Genomic DNA, 22,421 nt, shown 5'->3' with positions numbered 1-22,421 from the left:
GGCACTGGCCTCCCTCCCCAATCCCCCATCTGTCCACGTTTCTCTCAGCCCAACGCCGACCTTATCCTGCGCCGGACAGTCCCGCCATATGGACGATAAGCCCCACCGCGGCGGCGGCGGCCAGTACCCAGGTCAGCTTCCACTTATAACGAAACAGCAGCCCAGCGGCGCCCAGGGCTATGGCTGCGGACCATGGGTCGAAACCGGATGGCCCCCAGACGCTATGCCAGATAAAAAACAGCGCCAGATTCAGGATAACGCCCACCACCGCGGCAGTGATGGCGGTCAACGGCGCGGTAAATCCCACCTTATTATGGGTCGTTTCAATAAACGGCCCGCCGGTGAGAATAAAGATGAACGAGGGCAAAAAGGTAAACCATGTCACCAGGCACGCCGCCGCGATGCCCCCCAGCAGCACATCATCGACGCCCAACACCGCTTTGGTGTAGCCGCCGACAAACCCGACAAAGGTCACCACCATGATCAACGGTCCGGGGGTCGACTCCCCAAGGGCGAGGCCATCCATCATCTGCCCTGCCGTCAGCCAGCCATAGTGGGTCACCGCCCCCTGGTAAACATAAGGTAAGACGGCATATGCCCCGCCAAAGGTCATCAGCGCGGCTTTGGTAAAGAACCAGCTCATCTGGGTCAGCGGATGCGCCCAGCCCAGCATTAGCGTCAGAGCGGCCATCGGCACCAGCCACAGCAGCATCCCGGCGATCAGCACCTGAGAGGTACGCCGCCAGCTGAAAATGGCATGGGCCGGGATCGGCGTCGTGTCATCAATGATGGCGGCTCCGCCAGGGTGACTCTGCGCACGGTGGGCGTCCGCTTTGCCGAATATCGCCGGCGCCAGCCGTCCGCCGATAAAACCCACCAGTGCCGCGGCGAGGACGATCAGCGGAAAAGGAACGTTCAGCGCAAAAATAGCGACAAAGGCAGCGGCGGCGATGGCCCAGTAGGCGCCATTTTTCAGCGCCCGCGAGCCGATGCGGTACGTCGCCTGCAATACTATCGCCGCTACGGCGGGTTTGATGCCATAAAAGATCCCCGCCACCACGGCGACATCCCCCCAGACGAGGTAGATCCACGCCAGGGCGATGAGTAACACCAGCGAGGGCAAAATAAACAGCACCCCGGCGATGACGCCTCCCCAGGTTTTATGCATCAGCCAGCCGATGTAAGTCGCCAGCTGCTGGGCCTCCGGGCCGGGCAGGACCATACAAAAATTGAGCGCATGCAGGAATCGCCCTTCCGAGATCCAGCGTCGGTTATCCACCAGCTCCTGGTGCATCATGGCGATCTGTCCGGCAGGCCCGCCGAAGCTGATGAAGCCAAGCTTGAGCCAAAAGCGAAATGCCTGCCAGAAGGAGACGGAAGCGACGACGGAAGGACTGTCACTCTGCGGAAGAACGACCGTTTTGCTCATGATTGCCAGACCTCATTTCACAGGACCTCAGTAAGCCGTCGAACAGCGAGCAAGCTGTCGCCAGCAGTTGGTCATCGTCCGTAATGGTTTCCCGCAGCCCTGCAAGAATGCTTTCTACCCCCGCCGCCTCCGGGGTCGGTACCCCACCGACGTCCAGGAAGTGGATCAACCGCCCCAGACTGTCGGGGATCACCGCGTCCAGCGCAAAGCGCCGGACCAGTACTTCGAAGGTCACCTGCGTGCCGACGTGGCTGAATGGCGCGCCGTCAAAATCAAAACCGACCGCTGTCGCCGGACAGTCCTCAGGCGCGGCCAGCCACAGGAATAGCGCCTCGTCGTCAATAAAGCGCCGGATAAGCCAGGCGCTGGCCAGACGATCGACCCACGGGCGTCGGCGGGTGGCCCACAGCCGGCCGCGAAAGGCGCCTCTGTCCAGCAGGCTCAGTTCGCCCGCCACCGACTGCGGCTCGTTCGGCGATAGCCGCTGATTAATGACCTGCTCGATAGTGGCCAGTCGCTCAGCGGCTTGCTCCCGGGCGGCCCCCGGAAAGAAATCAATGGCCTCGATCCGCCGGTAGTCACGCTGAATTTTACGCAGTTGTTTGAGCTGAGCCGCCAGTTCGTCGTTGGATAACGTCCCCTGCAGCGCCTGCAGATCCTGCAACAGCGCGTCGTACTGTTCACGACGATCGAATAGCGGCCTGAGCGCCTCTTCTTCCGCCGCCTCAATCGTGAAAACATACCCGGTCCCCCCTTCCGCGCGGATCGCCTGGCAGGTGCTGAGGAAAGTGTCATAGCCCTGGCGCACGTCGGGCAGCAGATAGACCCCATCGCGCAGGACCGCTGCCCCGCTCTGCTTCAGGGTTCGCCAGACACGCATGCGCAGCGTGGCTTGAGACGTTGTCAGGTTAAGGATCAAGAGATGCATTGTCATGTTGTAGAGATTACTACAGCATGTAGCGTCTGTGACGTTTTTACGCGCAAGGAGTCAGATGAATTTCAGCAATGCATAGCTGAAAAAAGCAAAAGACGGCCTGCGCAGCGGCAGGCCAGGCGCTAAGCGCGGGGTGGGGATAAGGGGCGCAGCAGCAGGGTCAACAACGCCACCGCAACCGGGACCAGGGAGCCCCACAGCACGGCGTTCCAGCCGAAGGCGTTGAGCAGAACCCCGGACGAAAACGACCCCAAGATCATCACGCCGAAGACCAGAAAATCGTTGAGCGACTGAACCTGGGTCTTCTCTTCCGGGCGGTGGAAATCGATGATTTTCGCCGAGGCGCCGGTGAAGCCAAAGTTCCAGCCGATGCCGAGCAAAATCAGCGACAGCCAGTAATGATACACGCCGAGACCGCTCAGGCCGACCGCCACCGACGCGGCGGTGATCAGCAATCCCGCCGCCGCCATTCGCACTGCGCCGAAGCGCTGGATCAGCCGGCCGGTGAAAAATCCCGGGCCGTACATCGCCATCACATGCCACTGGATCCCAAGGTTGGCGGCCTGCTGGGAAAGACCGTGCATATGCATGGAGAGCGGCGCGGCGGTCATCAGAAAATTCATCACCATATAGGCCACCGCGCCGCTGAATACCGTGGTGGCAAAACCCGGCTGGCGGACAATCTCGCGCAGCGGCCGCCCTCCGCGCACGCTGGCCGCGGTGGGCTCCGCCGGCGTCACCCCTCTCAACAAAAAGGCGGCCAGCACTGCAACCAGCGCCTGAGCGAGGAAGGTGACGGCGAAGGTATGTGCCGGCCAGAGGTGCATGGTGCCGGTGACCAGCATCGGGCCAATGATCCCGGCGGCCACACCGCCGCCCATCACCAGCGACAGCGCACGGGCGCGACGCGCCGGGGCGACGCCGTCGGTGGCGGCAAAACGAAAACTGAGCGCCACGGCGGCATAGGCGCCGCCAAGCATCGCGGCGAGACAAAACAGCAGAAAAGAATTCAGCACTACCGCCAGGGCGGCCGCCAGTCCGGTCACCATCCCGGCGCCGGTGCCGAGCCTGAACGCCGCTTTGCGGCCCCGCTTTCGCGCCAGCGCGCCGAAAGGCAGAATGGAGGCCGCCATCCCCAGCACAAACAGGGTGATCGGCAGCGTGGCCAGCGACGGGCTGGGGGCAATCGCGTTACCCACTATCGCGCCGGTAGCGTAGAAGACCACCGAGTTGGCGCCGGCCAGCGCCTGAGCGGCAGCCAGGCGAAAGATGTTTTTGTTCTGCACCGCCAGCGGCAGCATGTGTTCTGTAGACATCCGTTGTTTTCACCGGTTTGAGAGTGGCGCCAGGCTGGCCGTCTGGCATCGCGCCCTGTTTGTTGGGTTCCCTGACCGTTACCTTAGCCGCAAAATACGCTTTTGCACCATAGCGAATCGCAATATTACCCGGCGATCTGGCCCCTCTTCTGCGTCAGATCGCCGGGCCGGGCTTCGCCGCCCGTTTTATTCCGGGGATCCGTCGCGCCGCGCGGCGGCAAATTTCGCCGCGATCATTGCGGCCGTCGGCTGGACGCCGCCCAGACTCCACTGCTCCGGGTCATGTTCGTCAATGCGGATCCAGACGGACTGACGGAACTGCGGATCGCCCTGCCCCTCAATCTCCACCAGCAGATCGGTCATCCGTCGCAGCAGCTCACTTTTCTGTTCCGCGGTCATGATCCCTTTAATGGTTTGCACGTTAACAAATGGCACGCTATTCTCCTTAGCATCTAAGTCTAAAATTCAAACTCAGAGTAGAAGGTCAATCTCGCGATGTCAAAAAATAAATCACTGCCCTACCTCGACCCGGCGCTGTGCGGCCTGGCGGAAGGGGCGAAAATCCTCGGCGACCGCTGGGTGCTGTTGATCCTCCGCGAGGCGTTTTACGGCGTGACGCGCTTTGAAACGATGCTGTCGCACACCCATATTACCCGCCAGACGCTCACCATCCGGTTAAAAACCATGACCGAAACGGGATTGCTCAGCAAAGTGCCCTACCGGGAAGCCGGCTCCCGCGAACGGTATGAATATGTTCTGACTGATAAAAGCCGTAGCCTGGCGCTGGTGCTGTTCGCCCTGATGGAATGGGGCCATCAGCACGTGCTGCACAGTGCGCCGCATATAGCATTGGTGGACAGCGCCAGCGGCGAGGCTGTCCATCCGGGGTTTATTACTGCCAGCGGCACCGTGGCGAGCCCCGCCACCCTGCAGATCGTCAAGGCAGACGAACGCTAATAGCGCCGCTACAGAACTTTCGTACGCCTCTGGCGAAAGCCGCCGCAAGCGGGTATGTTGCATAGCCACGGTACCCGACGAGCGCGGGACATTTTTGTTTCATCGAACGGTGCGATAAAGGATGAAGGTATCCGGTAACCCCGACCCGACCATTCCGACGCGCAGATCGCGCATGCTAAAGGTAGAAAATGTCGCTTCGTTCTCTGCGGGCTTTATGTCTGACCAGCTTTTTTATTGCCGATGTGCGCGACGGCCTCGGCCCGTTTCTGGGGATCTTTCTCACCCAGCGTCACTGGCAGGCGGAGGACATTGGCCTGCTGATGTCCGTCGGCGGTATCGCCGGCCTGCTGGCGACCCTGCCCGCCGGCTTCATCACCGACAGCTCGCGGCATAAGCGCTTGCTGCTGGCCGGGGTCTGCCTGGCGATCACCCTCACCACCCTGCTGCTCTGGTTTAGTCAGAAGACCAGCGTGGTCGCCCTCTCGCAAGTCGCCAGCGGCATCTGCGCGGCCTTTGTCGGACCGCTGATCGCCGGGATTACCCTCGGTCTTGCCAGACAGCGCGGCTTTAGCGCCCAGATGGGGAAAAACGAAGCCTTCAACCACGCGGGGAATTTCTTCACCGCGCTAATGGCCGGGGCTATCGCCTGGTACTGGGGCATCGGCGGCATTTTCATTCTGATGGCCTGTACCACGCTGCTTACCCTGGTCGCCCTGCTGGCGATCCGCGGCTGCGATATCGACGATGACGCCGCCCGCGGCATCGAAGCGGCATCCACGCCCTCCCTGCCGGGGTTTGCCATCCTGTTCCGCCATACGCCGCTGCTGATCGCCGGCGTAACCCTGATGCTGTTCCATCTCGCCAATGCCGCACTGTTGCCGATGCTGAGCATGCGGATCGCCGCCGCGCCGGGACACCTCAATCCCGGACTGTTTGCCGCCGCCACGGTGATTATTTCGCAGGTGGTGATGATCCCGGTGGCCATCCGGGTCGCCGGCAGCATCGACAAATACGGTTACTGGCGATGCATCCTGCTGGCGCTGCTGATCATGCCCATCCGGGCGGCGCTGGCGGCGTCCAGCGACGCCCCGGCGATGATGGTCCCGGTGCAAATTCTTGATGGCCTGGCGGCAGGGATTTTGGGGGTGGCGGTGCCCAGCTTTATCGTCTCGCTGCTGCGCGGCAGCGGGCACGTTAACGCTGGACAGAGCGTGGTGATGCTGATGCAGGGCGCCGGGGCGGCAATGAGTCCGGCGTTAACCGGGTCTATCGCCGGGCACTACTCCTATGCCACCGCCTTCGGCGTGCTGAGCGTTATCGCGATTGTCGCCCTGATGGTATGGTGGCGCAGCGCTCCGCTGCTCACCGTCTCCGCGTCACCGCCAATCGGCGAGAGCGGGCAGTAACCTACGGCACAGCGACCTGGGGAGAGAGGAAATCGCCAGCCGGGTAGCAGCCCCCTGCAGCCCGGCTGGCGTATGAGAGGCGTTAATTCACCCGTGCTTGCAACGTAATGTGCTGCAGGGCGTTCGCCATATCTATCTGAATCAACTCCTTGACACCTTCGCGCTTAATAAACTGGCTCCGGTGCTTACTTTTCACCTCTTCAATACTTTTTTTGATCTCTTGCGCCGGCAATTTATACCAGCCGCGAGCCTGTTTCTCACCGCCCATTTCCAGCCACAGCGATGAATAACTGGCTTTCACCAGATCGCTTTTCACGTGGAAATCGGAATCGATCGCGTAGACCGTGGTGATGCTGAAATAACGCAGGAAACCATACAGCACGCTCATGATGATATTTTTCGGCCGCGCGCCATGCAGCTCTTTAGTCAGCACCTTCACTTCGTCATTGGTGATATCTTTTCCGCCCTGGATGCCGCCAATATAGGCGCGGCCATCGTCGGTACAGGAAAAACAGACGCTATAGACGCGCCGGTCACCGAGAAACAGCTGCAGCATCAGCTCGCCCTCCTCCTGAAACGGCGACGCCAACAGTTTAACGTCAAGATTATCGCCATTTTTCAAAGGAATAGAGAACATCGCGCGACCAAAATCTGCCACATTGTACAGCTGCGGCAGGACATCAGGGTGAAACGTTTTCTCAATAAAATTCAGTGAACCGTGGGCAATATCCAGCTTGCGTCGTTTTGACAGCCGTTTATTGAGATACGCTTTAAACGGTTTATCCTCAAAAGGCACCAGCCCTTTGGTCACGGCGGTCAACCGCGCACACTGATATTTTGCACAAAGTTCTTGATATTCTCTGTATTTACCTCCTGCGAGCGAGAGCTCTCTGCATTTTCGTAAAACTTTTTTATAGTTTATTTTGACCTGACCGATCACTTTATTATGTTTACGCCATTCTTTGATGGCGCCTGCAACAGTATGTTCCATTGATTAAGATCCATAGATTCATCCATAATCGCGGCCATATTAACATAAAAGCTTTTCGTCAATGCTTAATTACTCCTTCGTTGTCCTTTCATTTAATATATACACAGGAAATCATTCTGTATGGTGATTAATAAAGCCAACTCCCGCCTGTCAACGGTTATTTATAGTAGGGAAAGCCTGCCGCCCCGCGACTTAACGCTCTGTGCGTTCGGCGCGGAGAGCGGCTACATCCGCTGGCGGTTTTGCCCTATACTTGACGCTGATTAAAAACCAGCAACGATAGGTAACTTATGGAAATTGATCTCGACAACCTGGTCTTCAGCGGCCTGGATGAAGCAGAAGAACGCAACGCGGAGCGTCTGGAAGAAGCGGACAAAAAAGCGCAGGCGATCGTTGCCGATGACGATTGCGGCGACGCCTGCAAAATCTGATTGTCAAACCGGCCAGCAGGCCGGTTTTTTTTTGCCCCTCCCGCCTGCTCAGGTCGGCAAGAACCCTTTCAGCGTATCCAGCAGCGCCTGCGCCGCCTTCGACAGCGGCATATGCCCGGCATGGATCGCACCGACGCACTTCTCAATCGGCGGATCGCTGAGCGGGATGCAGACGGCCCCCAGGGAGGTCATCTGCGTTTTACACAGCGCCGGTACCGCGCTGCCCCCCAGGCCGCTGGCCACCATTCTCCCCACCGTCACCAGTTGGTGACTCTCCAGCGCTACGTCCAGCTGGCGACCGCTGCGCGCCAGCGCCTCCTCCAGCATCAGGCGTACCGCCGAGGGACGCTGCAGGGTAATAAAATCGAGGGTCAACAGCTCCTGCCAGGTGAGCTGCTTTTTCTTCGCCAGCGGGGATTGCCGGGGAACGATCGCCACGAAGCGGTCCACCGCCAGCGGGGTAAACAGCAGGTTGTGGGTGGGCGATGGCTCGAAGGCAATACCCATCTCCACTCGCCCCTCGCGCACCATCTCGATCACCTGCTCATTAATCACGTCATGCACCGTGACGTTCACGCCGGCATAGCGGTCGCGAAAGGCCTTCAGCGCCTCCGGCAGGACGTTGGCGGCAAACGACGGCATCGCGGCCACCGAAATTTTACCCCGTTGCAGGGTAAAGCTCTGACGCATGGCCTCCTCGACGTTATCCCAGTCGGCCAGCAGCTGACGGGCCATCGGCAGAAAGAGTTCCCCCTCCTGGGTAAGGGTCACTTTGCGGGTGCTGCGCTGCAGCAGCGCGCCGCCCAGCGCCTCCTCTAACCCTTTGATGGTCAAACTGAGGGCTGGCTGCGACAAATTGAGCCTTTCGCTGGCGTGGGCGAAATTCAGAGTGTGAGCTACCGCTAAAAACGCGCGTAACTGTTTGACACTCATTCTCATTTTTCTTCCTGTTAACTAATTGAAAAAAATTAGTTAACAGGAAATTAATTAAAATTCCAAATGAGTGGGTCACAAATTCAAAATTATCAAATCAGTCTCCAGCGCCAATGATAAGGCTATCGCAAGGCAGGAGAGACAAGATGGCAGGACTGGATAAACGCGTCGCCAGCTATGAAGCGGCGCTGGAAGGGTTAACGGACGGCATGACGCTGCTCGCCGGCGGTTTCGGCCTGTGCGGCATTCCCGAGAACTTGATCGCCGAGGTGCAGCGTCGCCAGGTGCAGGGGCTGACGGTGGTCTCCAATAACTGCGGCGTCGACGGCTTCGGTCTCGGTATGCTGCTGGAGTCACGCCAGATCAGCAAGGTGGTGGCCTCTTACGTCGGGGAGAACGCGCTGTTTGAACAGCTGGTGCTGAGCGGCGAGCTGGCGGTTGAGCTCACTCCTCAGGGAACGCTGGCCGAAAAAATTCGCGCCGGCGGCGCCGGGATCCCCGGTTTTTACACCGCCACCGGGTATGGCACCCCGGTCGCCGAAGGCAAAGAGGTGCGCCAGTTCGACGGCAGGCACTACATCCTTGAAGAGGCGATCCGCGGCGATTTCGCGCTGGTCAAAGGCTGGAAAGCCGACTGGTACGGCAATGTGGTATATCGCCATACCGCGCAGAATTTCAACCCGCTGATGGCCACCGCCGGGCGTATTACGGTGGTGGAGGTGGAAGAGATTGTACCGCCGGGCGAACTGCCGCCCTCCGCCATCCACACCCCGGGGATCTATGTCGACCGGCTGATCGTCGGGCAATTCGAAAAACGTATTGAACAGCGCACCCTGCGCGCCGGAGGGAAGTGAGATGCTGACCCGTGAACAAATGGCGATGCGCGTCGCCCAGGAGCTACGCGACGGCGACTACGTCAACCTAGGGATCGGTATCCCGACGCTGGTGGCCAATTACATTCCCGCCGGTATTGAGGTGATGCTCCAGTCGGAGAACGGCCTGCTGGGGATGGGCGAATTTCCAGACGAAGCCACGATCGACGCCGACATGATTAACGCCGGCAAGCAGACCGTCACCGCGCAAACCGGGGCGGCCATCTTCGACTCCGCTCAGTCGTTCGCCATGATCCGCGGCGGCCACGTTGACCTGACCGTTCTTGGCGCCTTTGAGGTCGACGTCGCGGGCAACATCGCCTCATGGATGATCCCTGGAAAAATGGTCAAGGGGATGGGCGGCGCCATGGACCTGGTAGCCGGCGCGCAGAACATCATCGTGGTGATGACCCACGCCTCAAAAAACGGCGAATCCAAACTGCTGCCGCAGTGCACCCTGCCGCTCACCGGCGTGGGCTGTATTCGCCGGGTGCTCACCGATCTGGCCCTGCTGGACATTGTCGACGGCACGTTTGTCCTGCGCGAAGTGGCCCCGGGAGTGAGCCCCGACGAGGTGATGCGTAAAACGGCGGGACGACTGATCGTGGCCGACGATGTGCGCGAAATGCGCTTCAGCTAAGGAGAGACCATGACCGATATTGCCATTGTTGCTGCAGTACGCACTCCGGTCGGCAGCTTTCGCGGCGCCTTCGCCCCTCTTTCCGCCGTCGACCTCGGCGCGGCGGTGGTGCGCAGCCTGCTTGAACGCGGCCAGCTGCCCGCCGCGGCGGTCGACGAACTGATTTTCGGCCAGGTGCTCACCGCCGGCTGCGGGCAGAACCCGGCGCGCCAGACCGCGCTGCGGGCTGGCTTGCCGATCGACACCCCGGCGGTCACCGTCAATCTGGTGTGCGGCTCCGGGCTGAAAGCGGTTCAGCAGGCGGTGCAGGCGATCCGCTGCGGCGACGCCGAGATCGTCATCGCCGGCGGCCAGGAGAGCATGAGCAATGCCCCCTATCTGATGCACGGCGCCCGCGACGGCCTGCGTTTCGGCCACGCCAGCCTGCAGGACAGCATGATTCTGGACGGCCTGTGGGACGCCTTTAACGACTACCACATGGGCATTACCGCCGAGAATCTGGCTGATGCCTTCGACATCAGCCGTGAGCGCCAGGATGCCTTTGCCGCCGGGTCCCAGCGCAAAGCGGCGGCCGCCATCGCCGCCGGACGCTTTCGCGAGGAGATCGTCCCGGTCAGCGTCCCGCAGGGCAAAAAGCCGCCGCGTGTCGTGACTGACGACGAGCAACCGCGCCCGGAGACCAGCGAGCAGCAGCTGGCCCAGCTGCGCCCGGCGTTTCGTCCCGCTGACGGCAGCGTCACTGCCGGAAACGCCTCGTCGCTGAACGACGGCGCCGCGGCGGTCCTGCTGATGCGCGTCGATAAAGCGCACGAGCTCGGGCTACCGGTGCTGGCGCGCATTGTCAGCTCAGCGGTCGCCGGGGTCGACCCATCGGTGATGGGCATCGGCCCGGTGAGCGCCTGCCGTAAAGCGCTGCAGCGCGCCGGCTGGACGCTGGACGAGGTGGATCTTATCGAAGCTAACGAGGCTTTTGCCGTCCAGGCGCTGGCCGTCGGTCAGCTGCTTGAGTGGGATAGCGAGAAGGTCAACGTCAACGGCGGCGCCATCGCCCTTGGCCATCCCATCGGCGCCTCCGGCTGCCGGATCCTCGTCAGCCTGGTGCATGAGATGCAGCGCCGGGGCGCCAGCAAAGGGCTGGCAACCCTGTGCGTCGGCGGCGGCCAGGGCATCGCCATGACTCTACAACGTTAACAGGAGCCACTATGTTTACACCACGCCTGGCGGTACTCGGCGCGGGACTGATGGGCGTAGGTATCGCCTGCCATTTCGCCCGTCACGGTCACGCCGTCCGCCTGTATGACACCGATCCGCAGCGTCTCGCCGAGGTTCCGGCGGTGGCCAGCGCCATCCTGCGCGAGCTGGAGGCGAGCGGCCAGCAGGATCCCGCCGACCGCGACGCTGTGCTGGCCCGTCTGACCCCCACCCCGGCGCTGAATACCCTGGCCGACACCACGCTGCTGATAGAAGCGATCCCCGAGCGGCTGGCACTGAAGCACGCCCTGTATGCCGAACTGGAAACGCTGATCGCCGACGAGGCGATTATCGCCAGCAACACCAGCGGCCTGCCGCCGGACTCGCTGGCGCAGGGCATGCGCCACCCTGAACGGCTGCTGATCGCCCATTTCTGGCATCCGCCGCACCTGATCCCGCTGGTGGAAGTGGTGCCCGGGAGCGCCACACTGCCCCATCTGGCGCGCCAGGTGAGCGACTTTTGCGCCGCCTGCGCGCTGGAAGCGGTGGTGCTCAATCGCGCCGCGCCGGGCTTTGTCGGCAACCGGCTGCAGTTCGCCCTGCTGCGCGAAGCGCTGCATATCGTCCACAGCGGCATTGCCTCTGCCGAGGTAGTGGACCAGGTGATGCGCGCCTCGCTGGGCCGCCGCTATGCGATGGTCGGCCCGCTGGAGGCAGCGGACATGACCGGGCTGGCGACGGTCCAGGATATCTGCCAGCACCTGCTGCCGGAGCTGGCCAGCGGGAGCGAGATGATGTCGCTGGTGGCGGAAAAGGTGGCGCGAGGCGACACCGGCGCCCGCAGTGGACAAGGCTTTTACCGCTGGGATGAGGCGCGGCAACAGCGCATCCAGTCGCGCCGGGAACATCAGCTTCGCTACGCTCTGAAGCCCTAGTATCGCGTTCTGTACCCCTACAATAACAATGAGAGTGAGACGTCGTGATGAGTGTGATAATTGCCCTGGCCGCACTGGCGTTACTGATGCTGGCGGCCTACCGTGGATACAGCGTGATCCTCTTTGCGCCGATCGCCGCCCTCGGCGCGGTGCTGGTCACCGACCCGGGCGCGGTCGGCCCGGCCTTTACCGGCCTGTTTATGGAAAAAATGGTCGGCTTTGTGAAGCTCTATTTCCCGGTGTTTCTGCTGGGCGCCGTGTTCGGCAAGCTGATTGAGCTGTCGGGATTCTCGCGGTCGATTGTCGCCGCCGCCATCCGCATCCTCGGACGCCGCCACGCGATCCCGGTGATCGTGCTGGTGTGCGCCCTGCTAACCTACGGCGGGGTGTCGCTGTTTGTGGTGGCTTTTGCCGTCTACCCCTTCGCCGCCGAACTGTTTCGCCAGAGCGGGATCCCCAAACGGCTGATCCCGGCCACCGTCGCCCTCGGGGCATTCTCGTTTACCATGGACGCCCTGCCCGGCACGCCGCAGATCCAGAATATTATCCCCACCAGTTTCTTCGGCACCAACGCCTGGGCGGCCCCCTGGCTGGGGCTTATCGGCTCGCTGTTCATTATCATTTTTGGCTTGCTGTGGCTGGAGCGTCAGCGCCGCAAAGCACAGGCCCGCGGCGAAGGCTATGGGACCGACCTGCAAAATGAGCCGGAGACCCCGGATGACATCGATCTGCCGCATCCGCTGATCGCTATCGCCCCGTTGCTGTTAGTGGGGGTGCTGAATCTGCTGTTTACCCACTGGATCCCGCAGTGGTACGGCGCCAGCCATGAGCTCACCCTGCCGGGTCTGGCGAAGCCTGTCGTCACCGAAGTAGGGAAAATCACCGCTATCTGGGCGGTGCAGGCGGCGCTGCTCTCCGGCATTGTGCTGGTGCTGGTCTGCGGCTATCGCAATATCCGCGGCCGGCTGGCGGAGGGGAGCCGAACGGCGGTGGGTGGGGCTATTCTCGCGGCGATGAACACCGCCTCTGAGTACGGATTCGGCGCGGTTATCGCCGCCCTGCCGGGTTTCCTGGTGCTGTCGAAAGCCCTCGCGGCCATTCCCAATCCGCTGTTAAACGAGGCGATCAGCGTCACGGTGCTGGCCGGGATCACCGGCTCGGCCTCCGGGGGGATGAGCATCGCGCTGGCGGCGATGTCCGAGACCTTTGTCGCCGCCGCCCACGCCGCCAATATTCCGCTCGAGGTCCTGCACCGCGTCGCCGCCATGGCCAGCGGCGGCATGGACACCCTGCCGCATAACGGGGCGGTGATCACTCTGCTGGCGATCACCGGCCTGAGCCATCGCCAGGCCTACGGCGGTATTTTCGCCATCACGGTGATCAAAAGCCTCGCGGTACTGTTTGTCATTGCCACGTTCTATGTGACCGGCATTGTCTGATACCCGATTGAAGGAGTAATAAAATGAATTTGCACGGTAAAACAGCGCTGGTCACCGGCTCCACCAGCGGCATCGGTTTAGGGATCGCCAAAGTGCTGGCTCAGGCGGGCGCGCAGGTGATCCTCAATGGCTTCGGCGACAGCAGCCACGCCCGGGCTGAAGTCGCCGCGCTGGGTAAGATCCCCGGCTATCACGACGCCGACCTGCGCGACGTCGGGCAGATCGAGGCGATGATGCACTATGCCGAAAGCACCTTCGGCGGCGTCGATATCGTGATCAATAACGCCGGCATCCAGCACGTCGCCCCGGTGGAGCAGTTCCCGGTGGACAAATGGAACGACATCATCGCGATCAATCTCTCCAGCGTCTTCCACACCACCCGCCTGGCGCTGCCGGGCATGCGCCAGCGCAACTGGGGGCGCATTATCAACATAGCCTCAGTGCATGGCCTGGTGGCGTCGAAAGAGAAATCGGCCTACGTCGCCGCCAAGCACGCGGTGGTCGGGCTGACCAAAACCGTGGCCCTGGAAACCGCGCGCAGCGGCATCACCTGCAATGCCATCTGCCCGGGCTGGGTGCTGACCCCGCTGGTGCAGCAGCAGATCGATAAGCGCATCGCCGAGGGGGTCGACCCGGAGCAGGCCAGCGCCCAGCTTCTGGCGGAAAAACAGCCCTCCGGGGAGTTTGTCACCCCGCAGCAACTGGGCGAAATGGCGCTGTTTCTGTGCAGCGATGCCGCTGCCCAGGTGCGCGGCGCCGCATGGAATATGGATGGCGGCTGGGTGGCGCAGTAGACGAACTCGGGGAGTCAGGTAATGGCTCCCCTGTTACTGCAGCGCCAGGCTGACTAACCGCTAATTGACTTCAAGGTGGCAGCTGCAGTGATCAACACGCCAATCACCACAGGATAAAAAACAGCATAAATGATATAACACTCAATTTTCCGGTCTCTGGTATAGAAATAGATGGTGTTACCAATACTAATGAGAGACCCCAGGAAACCAACGGTGGCTAAAACAGCTATAAACGTTAATAGCCAGTAATATGCCCCACCCACACCACGGTTGCTGAGACAACCCAACATTGCCAGCGCTTGCAACAAACACAGTGCCATTGCGCCGGAGCAATTTTCGCAAATTTTGCCGTAAAGTCTGAATGTTGACCACACCTGTAAATTAATTTTATTCACTGACCACTCCTTGTTTAAGGCAGCAAATGATTTAACCCTGTGAAATTCAATTTCTATTTCCTGAAATGCTTAAAAGCATTAATTTAATCAACGAATACAATAACCTACTATTGAAAACAATAAAAAGCACAATACAGTTATATATTAATATTATCCCTCCTTTCTCTCGGAAAATTATGAGTTAGTTAACCAAAAAAGACTTTTCTCAATCTAGTCTCCCTGCATATTAAAACGTGACCGGGCAAAAGCATCATAGACTTGCTGACTGGTAAATGCCGGGAAGGTCGCCCGCGCTGCCGCTTCGCGTAGCGCGGCGCAGTATGCTTTATTTCCCTCGACGGCGTCGATTTTTTTCAGTTTACCATCGCGGGCAAACTCAAGATGCAGACGGCACTTTTTCCCGTGCCACGCATATCGATCGGCAAGCTGGGCCTCCAGCGCGTTTTTAATCGCCCTTGCCTGCTGCCCATATTCATCCTCGTCGCTAAAACGTCCGGAGCTACAGCTGCCGAGGGCCGAGGTTTTATGGCAATCGGACGGGTGCAGCGGTGCGCAGCCGCTAAGCACCGCAAGCAACATCACCGGCATCACTCTTTTTTTCATAACTCTTCCCTGTTTGTACAAGCACTGAAAGACCGCCTAACTGTAACGTGAAAGCGAAAGCATGCGGCCTGCCAATTATCAGGGGTGACAATTAAAACATCGCCAGAAAGCGTTTCACCGTGCGTGAGCGCTCGAAGCGCCGCCAGGCGATGGCGATATCGGTCTTCAGCGGCGCCCCACTGAGCGGGTGATAGCTGACGTTCGGCTGTTGAATGCAGGTCATCGACTGCGGGACCAGCGCGAAGCCGAACCCGGCATTGACCATGCTCAGCGACGACGAAATCTGGGACGACTGCCAGGCACGCTCCATGTCGATCCCGGCGCGCAGGCAGCTGTTGTACACCAGCTCATACAGCCCGGGGGCCACCTCCCGCGGGAAGAGGATCGGCGCCACGTCGCACAGCTGTTCCAGGGCCAGGGTCGGCTGCGTCGCCAGCGGGTTATCGCGCGGCAGCGCGATGACCATCGGCTCCTCATCAATAATCCGCAGATTAAAGGCTTTACTGCTCTCACACGGCAGACGGACGAAGGCGATATCCAGCTCGGCCTCGCTCAGGGCGGTCATCAGATTGGCCATATTGTCTTCCATCTGGTGCAGGGTCACCCCGGGGTGGTCGAGCTGAAAACGGTGCAGCAACGTGAAGATTTGCGGATGGAAAGCATCAGAACTGGTAATGCCTAGCGACAGGCTGCCGTTCATCCCGCGCGCAATGCCCTTGGCCTTCTCCAGCGCCGCATCGCTCATGGCGAGGATCTGGCGGGCATCCTCATAGAACGACTCTCCCGCTTCCGTCAGCTCCACCCCGCGGGTTAAACGCCGAAACAGCGGGGTCCCCACCTCTCGTTCAAGTCGCTGAATTTGCTGACTTAACGGAGGTTGTGAAATACCCAGCTCCTTGGCGGCCTGGGTGAAGTGCCGCGTCCTGGCGACGGCGACAAAATAACGAAGATAACGAAGTTCCATATCGAAAACGTCTCAAACCAGCATGGTTTCTATATTGGAACTGTGAGCTGAATCGGGTCAACATTTATTTAACCTTTCTTATATTTGTTGAACGAGGAAGTGGTATATGAATCACTCTGCTGAATGCACCTGCGAAGAGAGTCTGTGCGAAACCCTACGGGCGTTTTCCGCGCAGCATCCCGAAAGCGTGCTCTATCAGACATCGCTAATGAGCGCCCTGCTGAGCGGGGTTTACGAAGGCAGCACCACCATCGCGGACCTGCTGAAACACGGCGATTTCGGCCTCGGCACCTTTAATGAGCTGGACGGGGAGCTGATCGCCTTCAGCAGTCAGGTCTATCAGCTGCGCGCCGACGGCAGCGCGCGCAAAGCCCAGCCGGAGCAAAAAACGCCGTTCGCGGTGATGACCTGGTTCCAGCCGCAGTACCGGAAAACCTTTGACCATCCGGTGAGCCGCCAGCAACTGCACGACGTTATTGACCAGCAAATTCCCTCTGACAACCTGTTCTGCGCCCTGCGCATCGACGGCCATTTCCGCCATGCCCATACCCGCACCGTGCCGCGCCAGACGCCGCCGTACCGGGCGATGACCGACGTCCTCGACGATCAGCCGGTGTTCCGCTTTAACCAGCGCGAAGGGGTGCTGGTCGGCTTCCGTACCCCGCAGCATATGCAGGGGATCAATGTCGCCGGGTATCACGAGCACTTTATTACCGATGACCGCAAAGGCGGCGGTCACCTGCTGGATTACCAGCTCGATCACGGGGTGCTGACCTTCGGCGAAATTCACAAGCTGATGATCGACCTGCCCGCCGACAGCGCGTTCCTGCAGGCCAATCTGCATCCCGATAATCTCGATGCCGCCATCCGTTCCGTAGAAAGTTAAGGGGTTCACATGGACAAACAGTATCCGGTACGCCAGTGGGCGCACGGCGCCGATCTCGTCGTCAGCCAGTTGGAAGCGCAAGGCGTACGTCAGATCTTCGGTATCCCCGGCGCCAAAATCGACAAGGTGTTCGACTCACTGCTGGATTCCTCGATTCGCATTATTCCGGTACGCCACGAAGCCAACGCCGCGTTTATGGCCGCCGCGGTCGGACGCATTACCGGCAAAGCGGGCGTGGCGCTGGTCACCTCCGGTCCGGGCTGTTCCAATCTGATCACCGGCATGGCCACCGCCAACAGCGAAGGCGACCCGGTGGTCGCCCTGGGCGGGGCGGTGAAACGTGCCGATAAGGCGAAGCAGGTCCATCAGAGTATGGATACGGTGGCGATGTTCAGCCCGGTCACCAAATACGCCGTCGAGGTGACGGCGCCGGATGCGCTGGCGGAAGTGGTCTCCAACGCCTTCCGCGCCGCCGAGCAGGGACGCCCGGGCAGCGCGTTCGTCAGCCTGCCGCAGGATGTGGTCGATGGCCCGGTCAGCGGTAAAGTACTGCCGGCCAGCCGGGCACCGCAGATGGGCGCCGCGCCGGATGACGCCATCGACCAGGTGGCGAAGCTTATCGCTCAGGCGAAGAACCCGATCTTCCTGCTCGGCCTGATGGCCAGCCAGCCGGAAAACAGCGCGGCGCTGCGCCGTTTGCTGGAGGCCAGCCATATTCCGGTCACCAGCACCTATCAGGCCGCCGGGGCGGTGAATCAGGATAACTTCTCTCGCTTCGCCGGTCGGGTCGGGCTGTTTAACAACCAGGCCGGGGACCGTCTGCTGCAGCTCGCCGACCTGGTGATCTGCATCGGCTACAGCCCGGTGGAATATGAACCGGCGATGTGGAACAGCGGCAACGCGACGCTGGTGCATATCGACGTGCTGCCCGCTTATGAAGAGCGCAACTACACCCCGGATGTCGAGCTGGTGGGCGATATCGCCGGCACCCTCAACAAGCTGGCGCAAAATATCGATCACCGGCTGGTGCTCTCCCCGCAGGCGGCGGAGATCCTCCGCGACCGCCAGCACCAGCGCGAGCTGCTGGACCGCCGCGGCGCGCAGCTGAATCAGTTTGCCCTGCATCCGCTGCGCATCGTTCGCGCCATGCAGGATATCGTCAACAGCGACGTCACGCTGACCGTGGACATGGGCAGCTTCCATATCTGGATCGCCCGCTACCTGTACAGCTTCCGCGCCCGCCAGGTGATGATCTCCAACGGCCAGCAGACCATGGGCGTCGCCCTGCCCTGGGCCATCGGCGCCTGGCTGGTCAATCCTGAGCGCAAAGTGGTCTCCGTCTCCGGCGACGGCGGCTTCCTGCAGTCGAGCATGGAGCTGGAGACCGCCGTCCGCCTGAAAGCCAACGTGCTGCATCTCATCTGGGTCGATAACGGCTACAACATGGTGGCTATTCAGGAAGAGAAAAAATATCAGCGCCTGTCCGGCGTCGAGTTCGGGCCGATGGATTTTAAAGCCTATGCCGAATCCTTCGGCGCCAAAGGGTTCGCCGTGGAAAGCGCCGAGGCGCTGGAACCGACGCTGCGCGCGGCGATGGACGTCGACGGCCCGGCGGTGGTGGCCATCCCGGTGGATTATCGCGATAACCCGCTGCTGATGGGTCAGCTGCATCTGAGTCAGATTCTGTAAGTCATCACAATAAGGAAAGGAAAATGAAAAAAGTCGCACTTGTTACCGGCGCCGGCCAGGGGATTGGTAAAGCTATCGCCCTTCGTCTGGTGAAGGATGGATTTGCCGTGGCCATTGCCGATTATAACGACGCCACCGCCAAAGCGGTCGCCTCGGAAATCAACCAGGCCGGCGGACACGCCGTGGCGGTGAAAGTGGATGTCTCCGACCGCGATCAGGTATTTGCCGCCGTTGAACAGGCGCGCAAAACGCTGGGCGGCTTCGACGTCATCGTCAATAACGCCGGTGTGGCACCGTCTACGCCGATCGAGTCCATTACCCCGGAGATTGTCGACAAAGTCTACAACATCAACGTCAAAGGGGTGATCTGGGGTATTCAGGCGGCGGTCGAGGCCTTTAAGAAAGAGGGGCACGGCGGGAAAATCATCAACGCCTGTTCCCAGGCCGGCCACGTCGGCAACCCGGAGCTGGCGGTGTATAGCTCCAGTAAATTCGCGGTACGCGGCTTAACCCAGACCGCCGCTCGCGACCTCGCGCCGCTGGGCATCACGGTCAACGGCTACTGCCCGGGGATTGTCAAAACGCCAATGTGGGCCGAAATTGACCGCCAGGTGTCCGAAGCCGCCGGTAAACCGCTGGGCTACGGTACCGCCGAGTTCGCCAAACGCATCACTCTCGGTCGTCTGTCCGAGCCGGAAGATGTCGCCGCCTGCGTCTCCTATCTTGCCAGCCCGGATTCTGATTACATGACCGGTCAGTCGTTGCTGATCGACGGCGGGATGGTATTTAACTAATAAAAAATAAGCTCTGACATGGCTTGCCCCTGCTTTCGCGCAGGGGCTTTTTTTTGGTTTGTAAGTGTAAGCATCCCGGGGAAACGAAGCATCAATACTTGAGGGCTTCTGGCACGACGTGGGCTATAGCAGGCTGAGATTGCTTTTCCAGCTCACGCACCCGAGGGATCACTTCCCTTCCGAAGAACTCGACTTCCTCCTGGAAATGCAGGAATGCCAGCAGCAGCAGATTGACACCTGACTGTTTGAGCGCAATGATGCGCTCTGCAATCTGCTGCGGCGTGCCAATCAGGTTGGTTTTAAAGCCGTCGTTGTATTGCACCAAATCTTCAAAGCTGGATTTGGCCCAGTTGCCCTCGCCCTCCGGCGATGCGCTGCCGGCGTTTTTCACTTCGTGCTGGAACCCTTTCACCGCGTCCGGATTGGCGTTATCAATAATTTCCCGCAGCACCGCCTGCGCCTCTTTTTCGCTTTCACGCGCAATAACGAAGCCGTTAACCCCGATCTTCACCTGATGCTGGTTTTGTGCCGCCTTACGCTGGATGTCATCCACCTGTGCTTTGATGCCTTCAGGCGTGTTGCCGTTGGTGAAATACCAGTCGGAAACGCGCGCGGCCATGTCCCGCGCGGCACGCGAACTACCACCCTGGAAAATTTCCGGCAGCGGCGCCAGCGGCTTGGGCTTGAGGGAATAATCACGAAAGCGATAGAAATCGCCGGCAAAGGTAAAGCTGTCTTCGCGCCAGATGCCCTGCAGGCAACGGATAAACTCTTCTGAACGCAGGTAACGCTCTTCATGGTCCAGCCAGGGTTCGCCGATAGCTTTAAACTCACCACGGAACCAGCCGCTGACGATATTGACCGCGATGCGCGGGCCGTACAGATGACTGATAGTGGCGATTTGTTTTGCTGCCAGAGTGGGGTTCCAGGGGCCGGGAAGCAAGGCGGCGATCACTTTCAGATTTTCAGTTGATGCGAGTAGCGCCTGCGAAAAAGAGACCGACTCATGTTGGTTGTCAGCACCATAGCCGGCCGTAAAACGGATCTGCGTAAGCGCATAGTCAAAACCGGCACGTTCAGCAATTTGCGCCAGCTTACGGTTGTAGTCGATATCCCAACTGGTACGCTGCGGGATATTACTGATCACTAACCCGCCCGACACGTTCGGCACCCAATAGGCGAACTGCAGCGGATGATTACCTGGCTCTGAAATGGACATAGGGCACTCCCGTCATTGATGAATTTATCTGTCCGCCTTACAACACGTTGCAGGCGAGTTGCTGTAGCCGCGAATTACCATCTTTCTATATAACGTTTTTTGATTTTAAAAAATAAAAAGACAGCATTTGGTTATAAAGGTGTTTGCAGAATGCATGCCAAAACAGGAGGCGAAATAATTTTTTTAAAAACAGCTAATTATAAAAAAAGAAAGGAACTTATCTGCTGCATTTGCAACATGCCTGGTTACGCATATGTTGCAAATGCAACTTATACAACTTGCCGGAAGATAAATTTATCCTGACATTAATTTGGATAACAGGTCTGATTACGGATGCTGTCGTTTCTGACAAGCATGAAATAAGCAACTACGACGGCAGTTTCATTAACCCCGCAGTGGTTTCGTCGGCTGAGACCAGCTAAAGTCGAAAGGTCAAAAATACAGCCTTAACGTACAATATTTTTTGATATCCAAACTGCCCCCTTAACGGTACGTCTGTCTTCGACGGACTTCAGAACGGCAATGATCTGGTGTTCGATGAATCGGGCTTTACGCATGGTGATCTCCTCAGAGGACATAATCAGTATGTCGGAAGATCTCTAAACGTGAATGGTTCGTTTTACCGGGAAACCCTGCCAGTCATATAACATAAGTAATTAACAAGAAAAAAATCAGATATCCTTGCCAGGTGGGCAGGACCGGCCAATGATTTCAGCCAGGAAATCCATCACCACGACAGCAGAGCGATCGCGCTTAATTTCAGGGTAGGCAACCAGCCAAATGTTCCTCACGGGCGAAGGCAGATTTTCCGGCAGCCTTACCAGTTCGCTGTCATTATCACCCATAAAGCAGGGTAAAGTAACGATGCCCAATCCTTTCCGGGCTGCCTGTTGCTGCGCCATCAGATCGCTTGCCCGAAAGATAACTCGTCGCCCGTTCAGCAGTGATTCCAGCCATTGCTGCTGCGTGACATGTGCAAGCGTGCTGTCATAAGCAATAAATACCCAATCTTCTTGCGGAATTTCTTGCCAGAACTGAGAAGCATAAAGACCAAAGCGCATGGTACCTATACGCCTTGTCATCAGGTCTGGATCGTCAGGCCTTTCCAGGCGAACCGCAATGTCAGCCTCACTTTTATTCAGAAGAACATGGTGCGAAACGCCGGATAATGACAACGTGATACCCGGATGTTTCCGGGTGAATCCTGCTATAGCAGGCGCAATGAGGTGTGCTGCAACGGCAGGTGACGCGCTGATATTTATAGGCACGGCCGGTTCGGCACACAATGACCTCGCCTGGATTCGAATACGGTCTGCAATACGGTACATTTCGTCAGCGCCGGAGGCGATAATCCGCCCATGCCCGGTAAGCGTGGTACGGCGTGGCAAACGCTCTGTGAGCCTCAGGCCCAGAGAACTTTCAAGGGCCGCAATCCGGCGGCCCACAGTGGCATGGTCTACGCCAAGTTCCCTGGCTGCGGCCGACAGGGAACCACACCGGGCAAGGGCGAAAAAAAAATGTAAATCCTGCCAGTCCATATCTCACCTCTTGTGCATTTTTACACATGTATGGTGCTTTTATACCTGTATTCTTCCTGTAATAA

Annotated in this window: 23 protein-coding genes; 12 read left to right on the top strand and 11 right to left on the bottom strand. The window is 59.4% G+C overall.

Annotated elements, in window-relative coordinates; all coding sequences use genetic code 11:
• Positions 1 to 61: 61 nt before the first annotated feature.
• The 4 genes from chrA to SP68_RS10905 form a co-directional block, all read right to left on the bottom strand.
• Positions 62 to 1,429, bottom strand: coding sequence for a chromate efflux transporter (gene chrA, locus SP68_RS10920; protein ID WP_040968596.1), 1,368 nt, complete (start codon positions 1,427 to 1,429; stop codon positions 62 to 64).
• Positions 1,398 to 2,357 (bottom strand): chromate resistance protein ChrB domain-containing protein, encoded by a 960-nt coding sequence (locus tag SP68_RS10915; RefSeq protein ID WP_077263614.1) that lies wholly within the window; start codon positions 2,355 to 2,357, stop codon positions 1,398 to 1,400. The genes chrA and SP68_RS10915 overlap by 32 nt, the downstream gene beginning before the upstream one ends.
• A gap of 128 nt (positions 2,358 to 2,485) precedes the next feature.
• Positions 2,486 to 3,679, bottom strand: a complete 1,194-nt coding sequence (locus SP68_RS10910) for an MFS transporter (RefSeq protein ID WP_224224391.1) — start codon at positions 3,677 to 3,679, stop codon at positions 2,486 to 2,488.
• 186 nt (positions 3,680 to 3,865) lie between these two features.
• Positions 3,866 to 4,114, bottom strand: a complete 249-nt coding sequence (locus SP68_RS10905; RefSeq protein ID WP_004175772.1) for a tautomerase family protein — start codon at positions 4,112 to 4,114, stop codon at positions 3,866 to 3,868.
• A gap of 60 nt (positions 4,115 to 4,174) precedes the next feature.
• Between SP68_RS10905 and SP68_RS10900 the strand changes: the two genes are divergently transcribed.
• Positions 4,175 to 4,636 (top strand): winged helix-turn-helix transcriptional regulator, encoded by a 462-nt coding sequence (locus SP68_RS10900; RefSeq protein ID WP_040968599.1) that lies wholly within the window; start codon positions 4,175 to 4,177, stop codon positions 4,634 to 4,636.
• 188 nt (positions 4,637 to 4,824) lie between these two features.
• Entirely contained in the window at positions 4,825 to 6,042 is a 1,218-nt protein-coding gene (locus tag SP68_RS10895; protein ID WP_040968600.1) for an MFS transporter, read from the top strand.
• An 82-nt stretch (positions 6,043 to 6,124) separates the two neighbouring features.
• Here the strand turns inward: SP68_RS10895 and SP68_RS10890 are convergent, their stop codons facing one another.
• Positions 6,125 to 7,033, bottom strand: a complete 909-nt coding sequence (locus SP68_RS10890; protein WP_012967984.1) for a DUF535 family protein — start codon at positions 7,031 to 7,033, stop codon at positions 6,125 to 6,127.
• A 290-nt stretch (positions 7,034 to 7,323) separates the two neighbouring features.
• Here SP68_RS10890 and SP68_RS27360 point away from each other — a divergent pair, with 290 nt between their 5' ends.
• Positions 7,324 to 7,464, top strand: coding sequence for a hypothetical protein (locus tag SP68_RS27360; protein ID WP_002908189.1), 141 nt, complete (start codon positions 7,324 to 7,326; stop codon positions 7,462 to 7,464).
• A 48-nt stretch (positions 7,465 to 7,512) separates the two neighbouring features.
• Here SP68_RS27360 and SP68_RS10885 read toward each other — a convergent pair whose 3' ends face one another.
• Positions 7,513 to 8,403 (bottom strand): LysR family transcriptional regulator, encoded by an 891-nt coding sequence (locus tag SP68_RS10885; RefSeq protein WP_012541468.1) that lies wholly within the window; start codon positions 8,401 to 8,403, stop codon positions 7,513 to 7,515.
• A 140-nt stretch (positions 8,404 to 8,543) separates the two neighbouring features.
• On the opposite strand from SP68_RS10885, the gene SP68_RS10880 reads away from it, so the two are divergent.
• The 6 genes from SP68_RS10880 to SP68_RS10855 are packed head-to-tail and all read left to right on the top strand — an operon-like array spanning position 8,544 to position 14,268.
• Positions 8,544 to 9,251 (top strand): CoA transferase subunit A, encoded by a 708-nt coding sequence (locus SP68_RS10880; protein ID WP_016161241.1) that lies wholly within the window; start codon positions 8,544 to 8,546, stop codon positions 9,249 to 9,251.
• A 1-nt stretch (position 9,252) separates the two neighbouring features.
• Complete coding sequence (locus SP68_RS10875; protein ID WP_008804553.1) at positions 9,253 to 9,909, top strand: CoA transferase subunit B; 657 nt, start codon at positions 9,253 to 9,255, stop codon at positions 9,907 to 9,909.
• Positions 9,910 to 9,918: 9 nt separating this feature from the next.
• On the top strand, positions 9,919 to 11,100 hold the full coding sequence (locus tag SP68_RS10870) for an acetyl-CoA C-acetyltransferase (protein ID WP_023322772.1): 1,182 nt from the start codon (positions 9,919 to 9,921) through the stop codon (positions 11,098 to 11,100).
• A gap of 11 nt (positions 11,101 to 11,111) precedes the next feature.
• A complete protein-coding gene (locus tag SP68_RS10865) occupies positions 11,112 to 12,035 on the top strand; it encodes a 3-hydroxyacyl-CoA dehydrogenase family protein (RefSeq protein ID WP_038422680.1) in 924 nt (307 codons plus the stop codon).
• 44 nt (positions 12,036 to 12,079) lie between these two features.
• The gene (locus tag SP68_RS10860) at positions 12,080 to 13,474 is read left to right on the top strand and encodes a GntP family permease (RefSeq protein ID WP_008804551.1); all 1,395 of its coding nucleotides are present in this window, start codon (positions 12,080 to 12,082) and stop codon (positions 13,472 to 13,474) included.
• Between the two features lie 23 nt (positions 13,475 to 13,497).
• Entirely contained in the window at positions 13,498 to 14,268 is a 771-nt protein-coding gene (locus SP68_RS10855; protein WP_008804550.1) for a 3-hydroxybutyrate dehydrogenase, read from the top strand.
• Between the two features lie 53 nt (positions 14,269 to 14,321).
• On the opposite strand, the gene SP68_RS10850 is transcribed toward SP68_RS10855, so the two are convergent.
• The 3 genes from SP68_RS10850 to SP68_RS10840 all read right to left on the bottom strand — a co-directional run bounded on the left by SP68_RS10850 (position 14,322) and on the right by SP68_RS10840 (position 16,230).
• A complete protein-coding gene (locus SP68_RS10850; RefSeq protein WP_023322774.1) occupies positions 14,322 to 14,663 on the bottom strand; it encodes a hypothetical protein in 342 nt (113 codons plus the stop codon).
• Positions 14,664 to 14,873: 210 nt separating this feature from the next.
• On the bottom strand, positions 14,874 to 15,266 hold the full coding sequence (locus tag SP68_RS10845) for a cell envelope integrity TolA C-terminal domain-containing protein (protein ID WP_023322775.1): 393 nt from the start codon (positions 15,264 to 15,266) through the stop codon (positions 14,874 to 14,876).
• Positions 15,267 to 15,357: 91 nt separating this feature from the next.
• Positions 15,358 to 16,230, bottom strand: a complete 873-nt coding sequence (locus tag SP68_RS10840) for a LysR family transcriptional regulator (RefSeq protein WP_008804549.1) — start codon at positions 16,228 to 16,230, stop codon at positions 15,358 to 15,360.
• 106 nt (positions 16,231 to 16,336) lie between these two features.
• Here SP68_RS10840 and budA point away from each other — a divergent pair, with 106 nt between their 5' ends.
• From budA to SP68_RS10825, 3 genes are read left to right on the top strand one after another with little or no spacing between them, the layout of a single operon-like run.
• Positions 16,337 to 17,116 (top strand): acetolactate decarboxylase, encoded by a 780-nt coding sequence (gene budA, locus SP68_RS10835; protein ID WP_008804548.1) that lies wholly within the window; start codon positions 16,337 to 16,339, stop codon positions 17,114 to 17,116.
• A 9-nt stretch (positions 17,117 to 17,125) separates the two neighbouring features.
• On the top strand, positions 17,126 to 18,805 hold the full coding sequence (gene alsS / locus SP68_RS10830) for an acetolactate synthase AlsS (RefSeq protein WP_023297780.1): 1,680 nt from the start codon (positions 17,126 to 17,128) through the stop codon (positions 18,803 to 18,805).
• Between the two features lie 23 nt (positions 18,806 to 18,828).
• A complete protein-coding gene (locus SP68_RS10825) occupies positions 18,829 to 19,599 on the top strand; it encodes a (S)-acetoin forming diacetyl reductase (protein ID WP_008804546.1) in 771 nt (256 codons plus the stop codon).
• A gap of 91 nt (positions 19,600 to 19,690) precedes the next feature.
• Here SP68_RS10825 and sfnG read toward each other — a convergent pair whose 3' ends face one another.
• Together sfnG and SP68_RS10815 are read right to left on the bottom strand one after the other, a co-directional pair.
• Entirely contained in the window at positions 19,691 to 20,818 is a 1,128-nt protein-coding gene (gene sfnG, locus SP68_RS10820) for a dimethylsulfone monooxygenase SfnG (protein WP_022066442.1), read from the bottom strand.
• Positions 20,819 to 21,489: 671 nt separating this feature from the next.
• Entirely contained in the window at positions 21,490 to 22,356 is an 867-nt protein-coding gene (locus SP68_RS10815) for a LysR family transcriptional regulator (RefSeq protein ID WP_012541460.1), read from the bottom strand.
• Between the last annotated feature and the right edge of the window lie 65 nt (positions 22,357 to 22,421).

Source organism: Klebsiella variicola (assembly GCF_000828055.2).
Classification (GTDB): domain Bacteria; phylum Pseudomonadota; class Gammaproteobacteria; order Enterobacterales; family Enterobacteriaceae; genus Klebsiella; species Klebsiella variicola.
This window is presented reverse-complemented; position numbering and strand designations above follow the sequence as displayed.

What these genes read in the sequence shown, in the direction of transcription:
- SP68_RS10915 (WP_077263614.1), bottom strand. Translation starts at nt 2,357, where the DNA reads ATGCATCTCTTGATCCTTAACCTGACAACGTCTCAAGCCACGCTGCGC.
- SP68_RS10910 (WP_224224391.1), bottom strand. Translation starts at nt 3,679, where the DNA reads ATGTCTACAGAACACATGCTGCCGCTGGCGGTGCAGAACAAAAACATC.
- SP68_RS10885 (WP_012541468.1), bottom strand. Translation starts at nt 8,403, where the DNA reads ATGAGAATGAGTGTCAAACAGTTACGCGCGTTTTTAGCGGTAGCTCAC.
- SP68_RS27360 (WP_002908189.1), top strand. Translation starts at nt 7,324, where the DNA reads ATGGAAATTGATCTCGACAACCTGGTCTTCAGCGGCCTGGATGAAGCA.
- SP68_RS10855 (WP_008804550.1), top strand. Translation starts at nt 13,498, where the DNA reads ATGAATTTGCACGGTAAAACAGCGCTGGTCACCGGCTCCACCAGCGGC.
- SP68_RS10865 (WP_038422680.1), top strand. Translation starts at nt 11,112, where the DNA reads ATGTTTACACCACGCCTGGCGGTACTCGGCGCGGGACTGATGGGCGTA.
- SP68_RS10895 (WP_040968600.1), top strand. Translation starts at nt 4,825, where the DNA reads ATGTCGCTTCGTTCTCTGCGGGCTTTATGTCTGACCAGCTTTTTTATT.
- SP68_RS10900 (WP_040968599.1), top strand. Translation starts at nt 4,175, where the DNA reads ATGTCAAAAAATAAATCACTGCCCTACCTCGACCCGGCGCTGTGCGGC.
- SP68_RS10870 (WP_023322772.1), top strand. Translation starts at nt 9,919, where the DNA reads ATGACCGATATTGCCATTGTTGCTGCAGTACGCACTCCGGTCGGCAGC.
- SP68_RS10875 (WP_008804553.1), top strand. Translation starts at nt 9,253, where the DNA reads ATGCTGACCCGTGAACAAATGGCGATGCGCGTCGCCCAGGAGCTACGC.
- budA (WP_008804548.1), top strand. Translation starts at nt 16,337, where the DNA reads ATGAATCACTCTGCTGAATGCACCTGCGAAGAGAGTCTGTGCGAAACC.
- SP68_RS10890 (WP_012967984.1), bottom strand. Translation starts at nt 7,033, where the DNA reads ATGGAACATACTGTTGCAGGCGCCATCAAAGAATGGCGTAAACATAAT.
- SP68_RS10880 (WP_016161241.1), top strand. Translation starts at nt 8,544, where the DNA reads ATGGCAGGACTGGATAAACGCGTCGCCAGCTATGAAGCGGCGCTGGAA.
- SP68_RS10840 (WP_008804549.1), bottom strand. Translation starts at nt 16,230, where the DNA reads ATGGAACTTCGTTATCTTCGTTATTTTGTCGCCGTCGCCAGGACGCGG.
- sfnG (WP_022066442.1), bottom strand. Translation starts at nt 20,818, where the DNA reads ATGTCCATTTCAGAGCCAGGTAATCATCCGCTGCAGTTCGCCTATTGG.
- SP68_RS10845 (WP_023322775.1), bottom strand. Translation starts at nt 15,266, where the DNA reads ATGAAAAAAAGAGTGATGCCGGTGATGTTGCTTGCGGTGCTTAGCGGC.
- chrA (WP_040968596.1), bottom strand. Translation starts at nt 1,429, where the DNA reads ATGAGCAAAACGGTCGTTCTTCCGCAGAGTGACAGTCCTTCCGTCGTC.
- alsS (WP_023297780.1), top strand. Translation starts at nt 17,126, where the DNA reads ATGGACAAACAGTATCCGGTACGCCAGTGGGCGCACGGCGCCGATCTC.
- SP68_RS10815 (WP_012541460.1), bottom strand. Translation starts at nt 22,356, where the DNA reads ATGGACTGGCAGGATTTACATTTTTTTTTCGCCCTTGCCCGGTGTGGT.
- SP68_RS10825 (WP_008804546.1), top strand. Translation starts at nt 18,829, where the DNA reads ATGAAAAAAGTCGCACTTGTTACCGGCGCCGGCCAGGGGATTGGTAAA.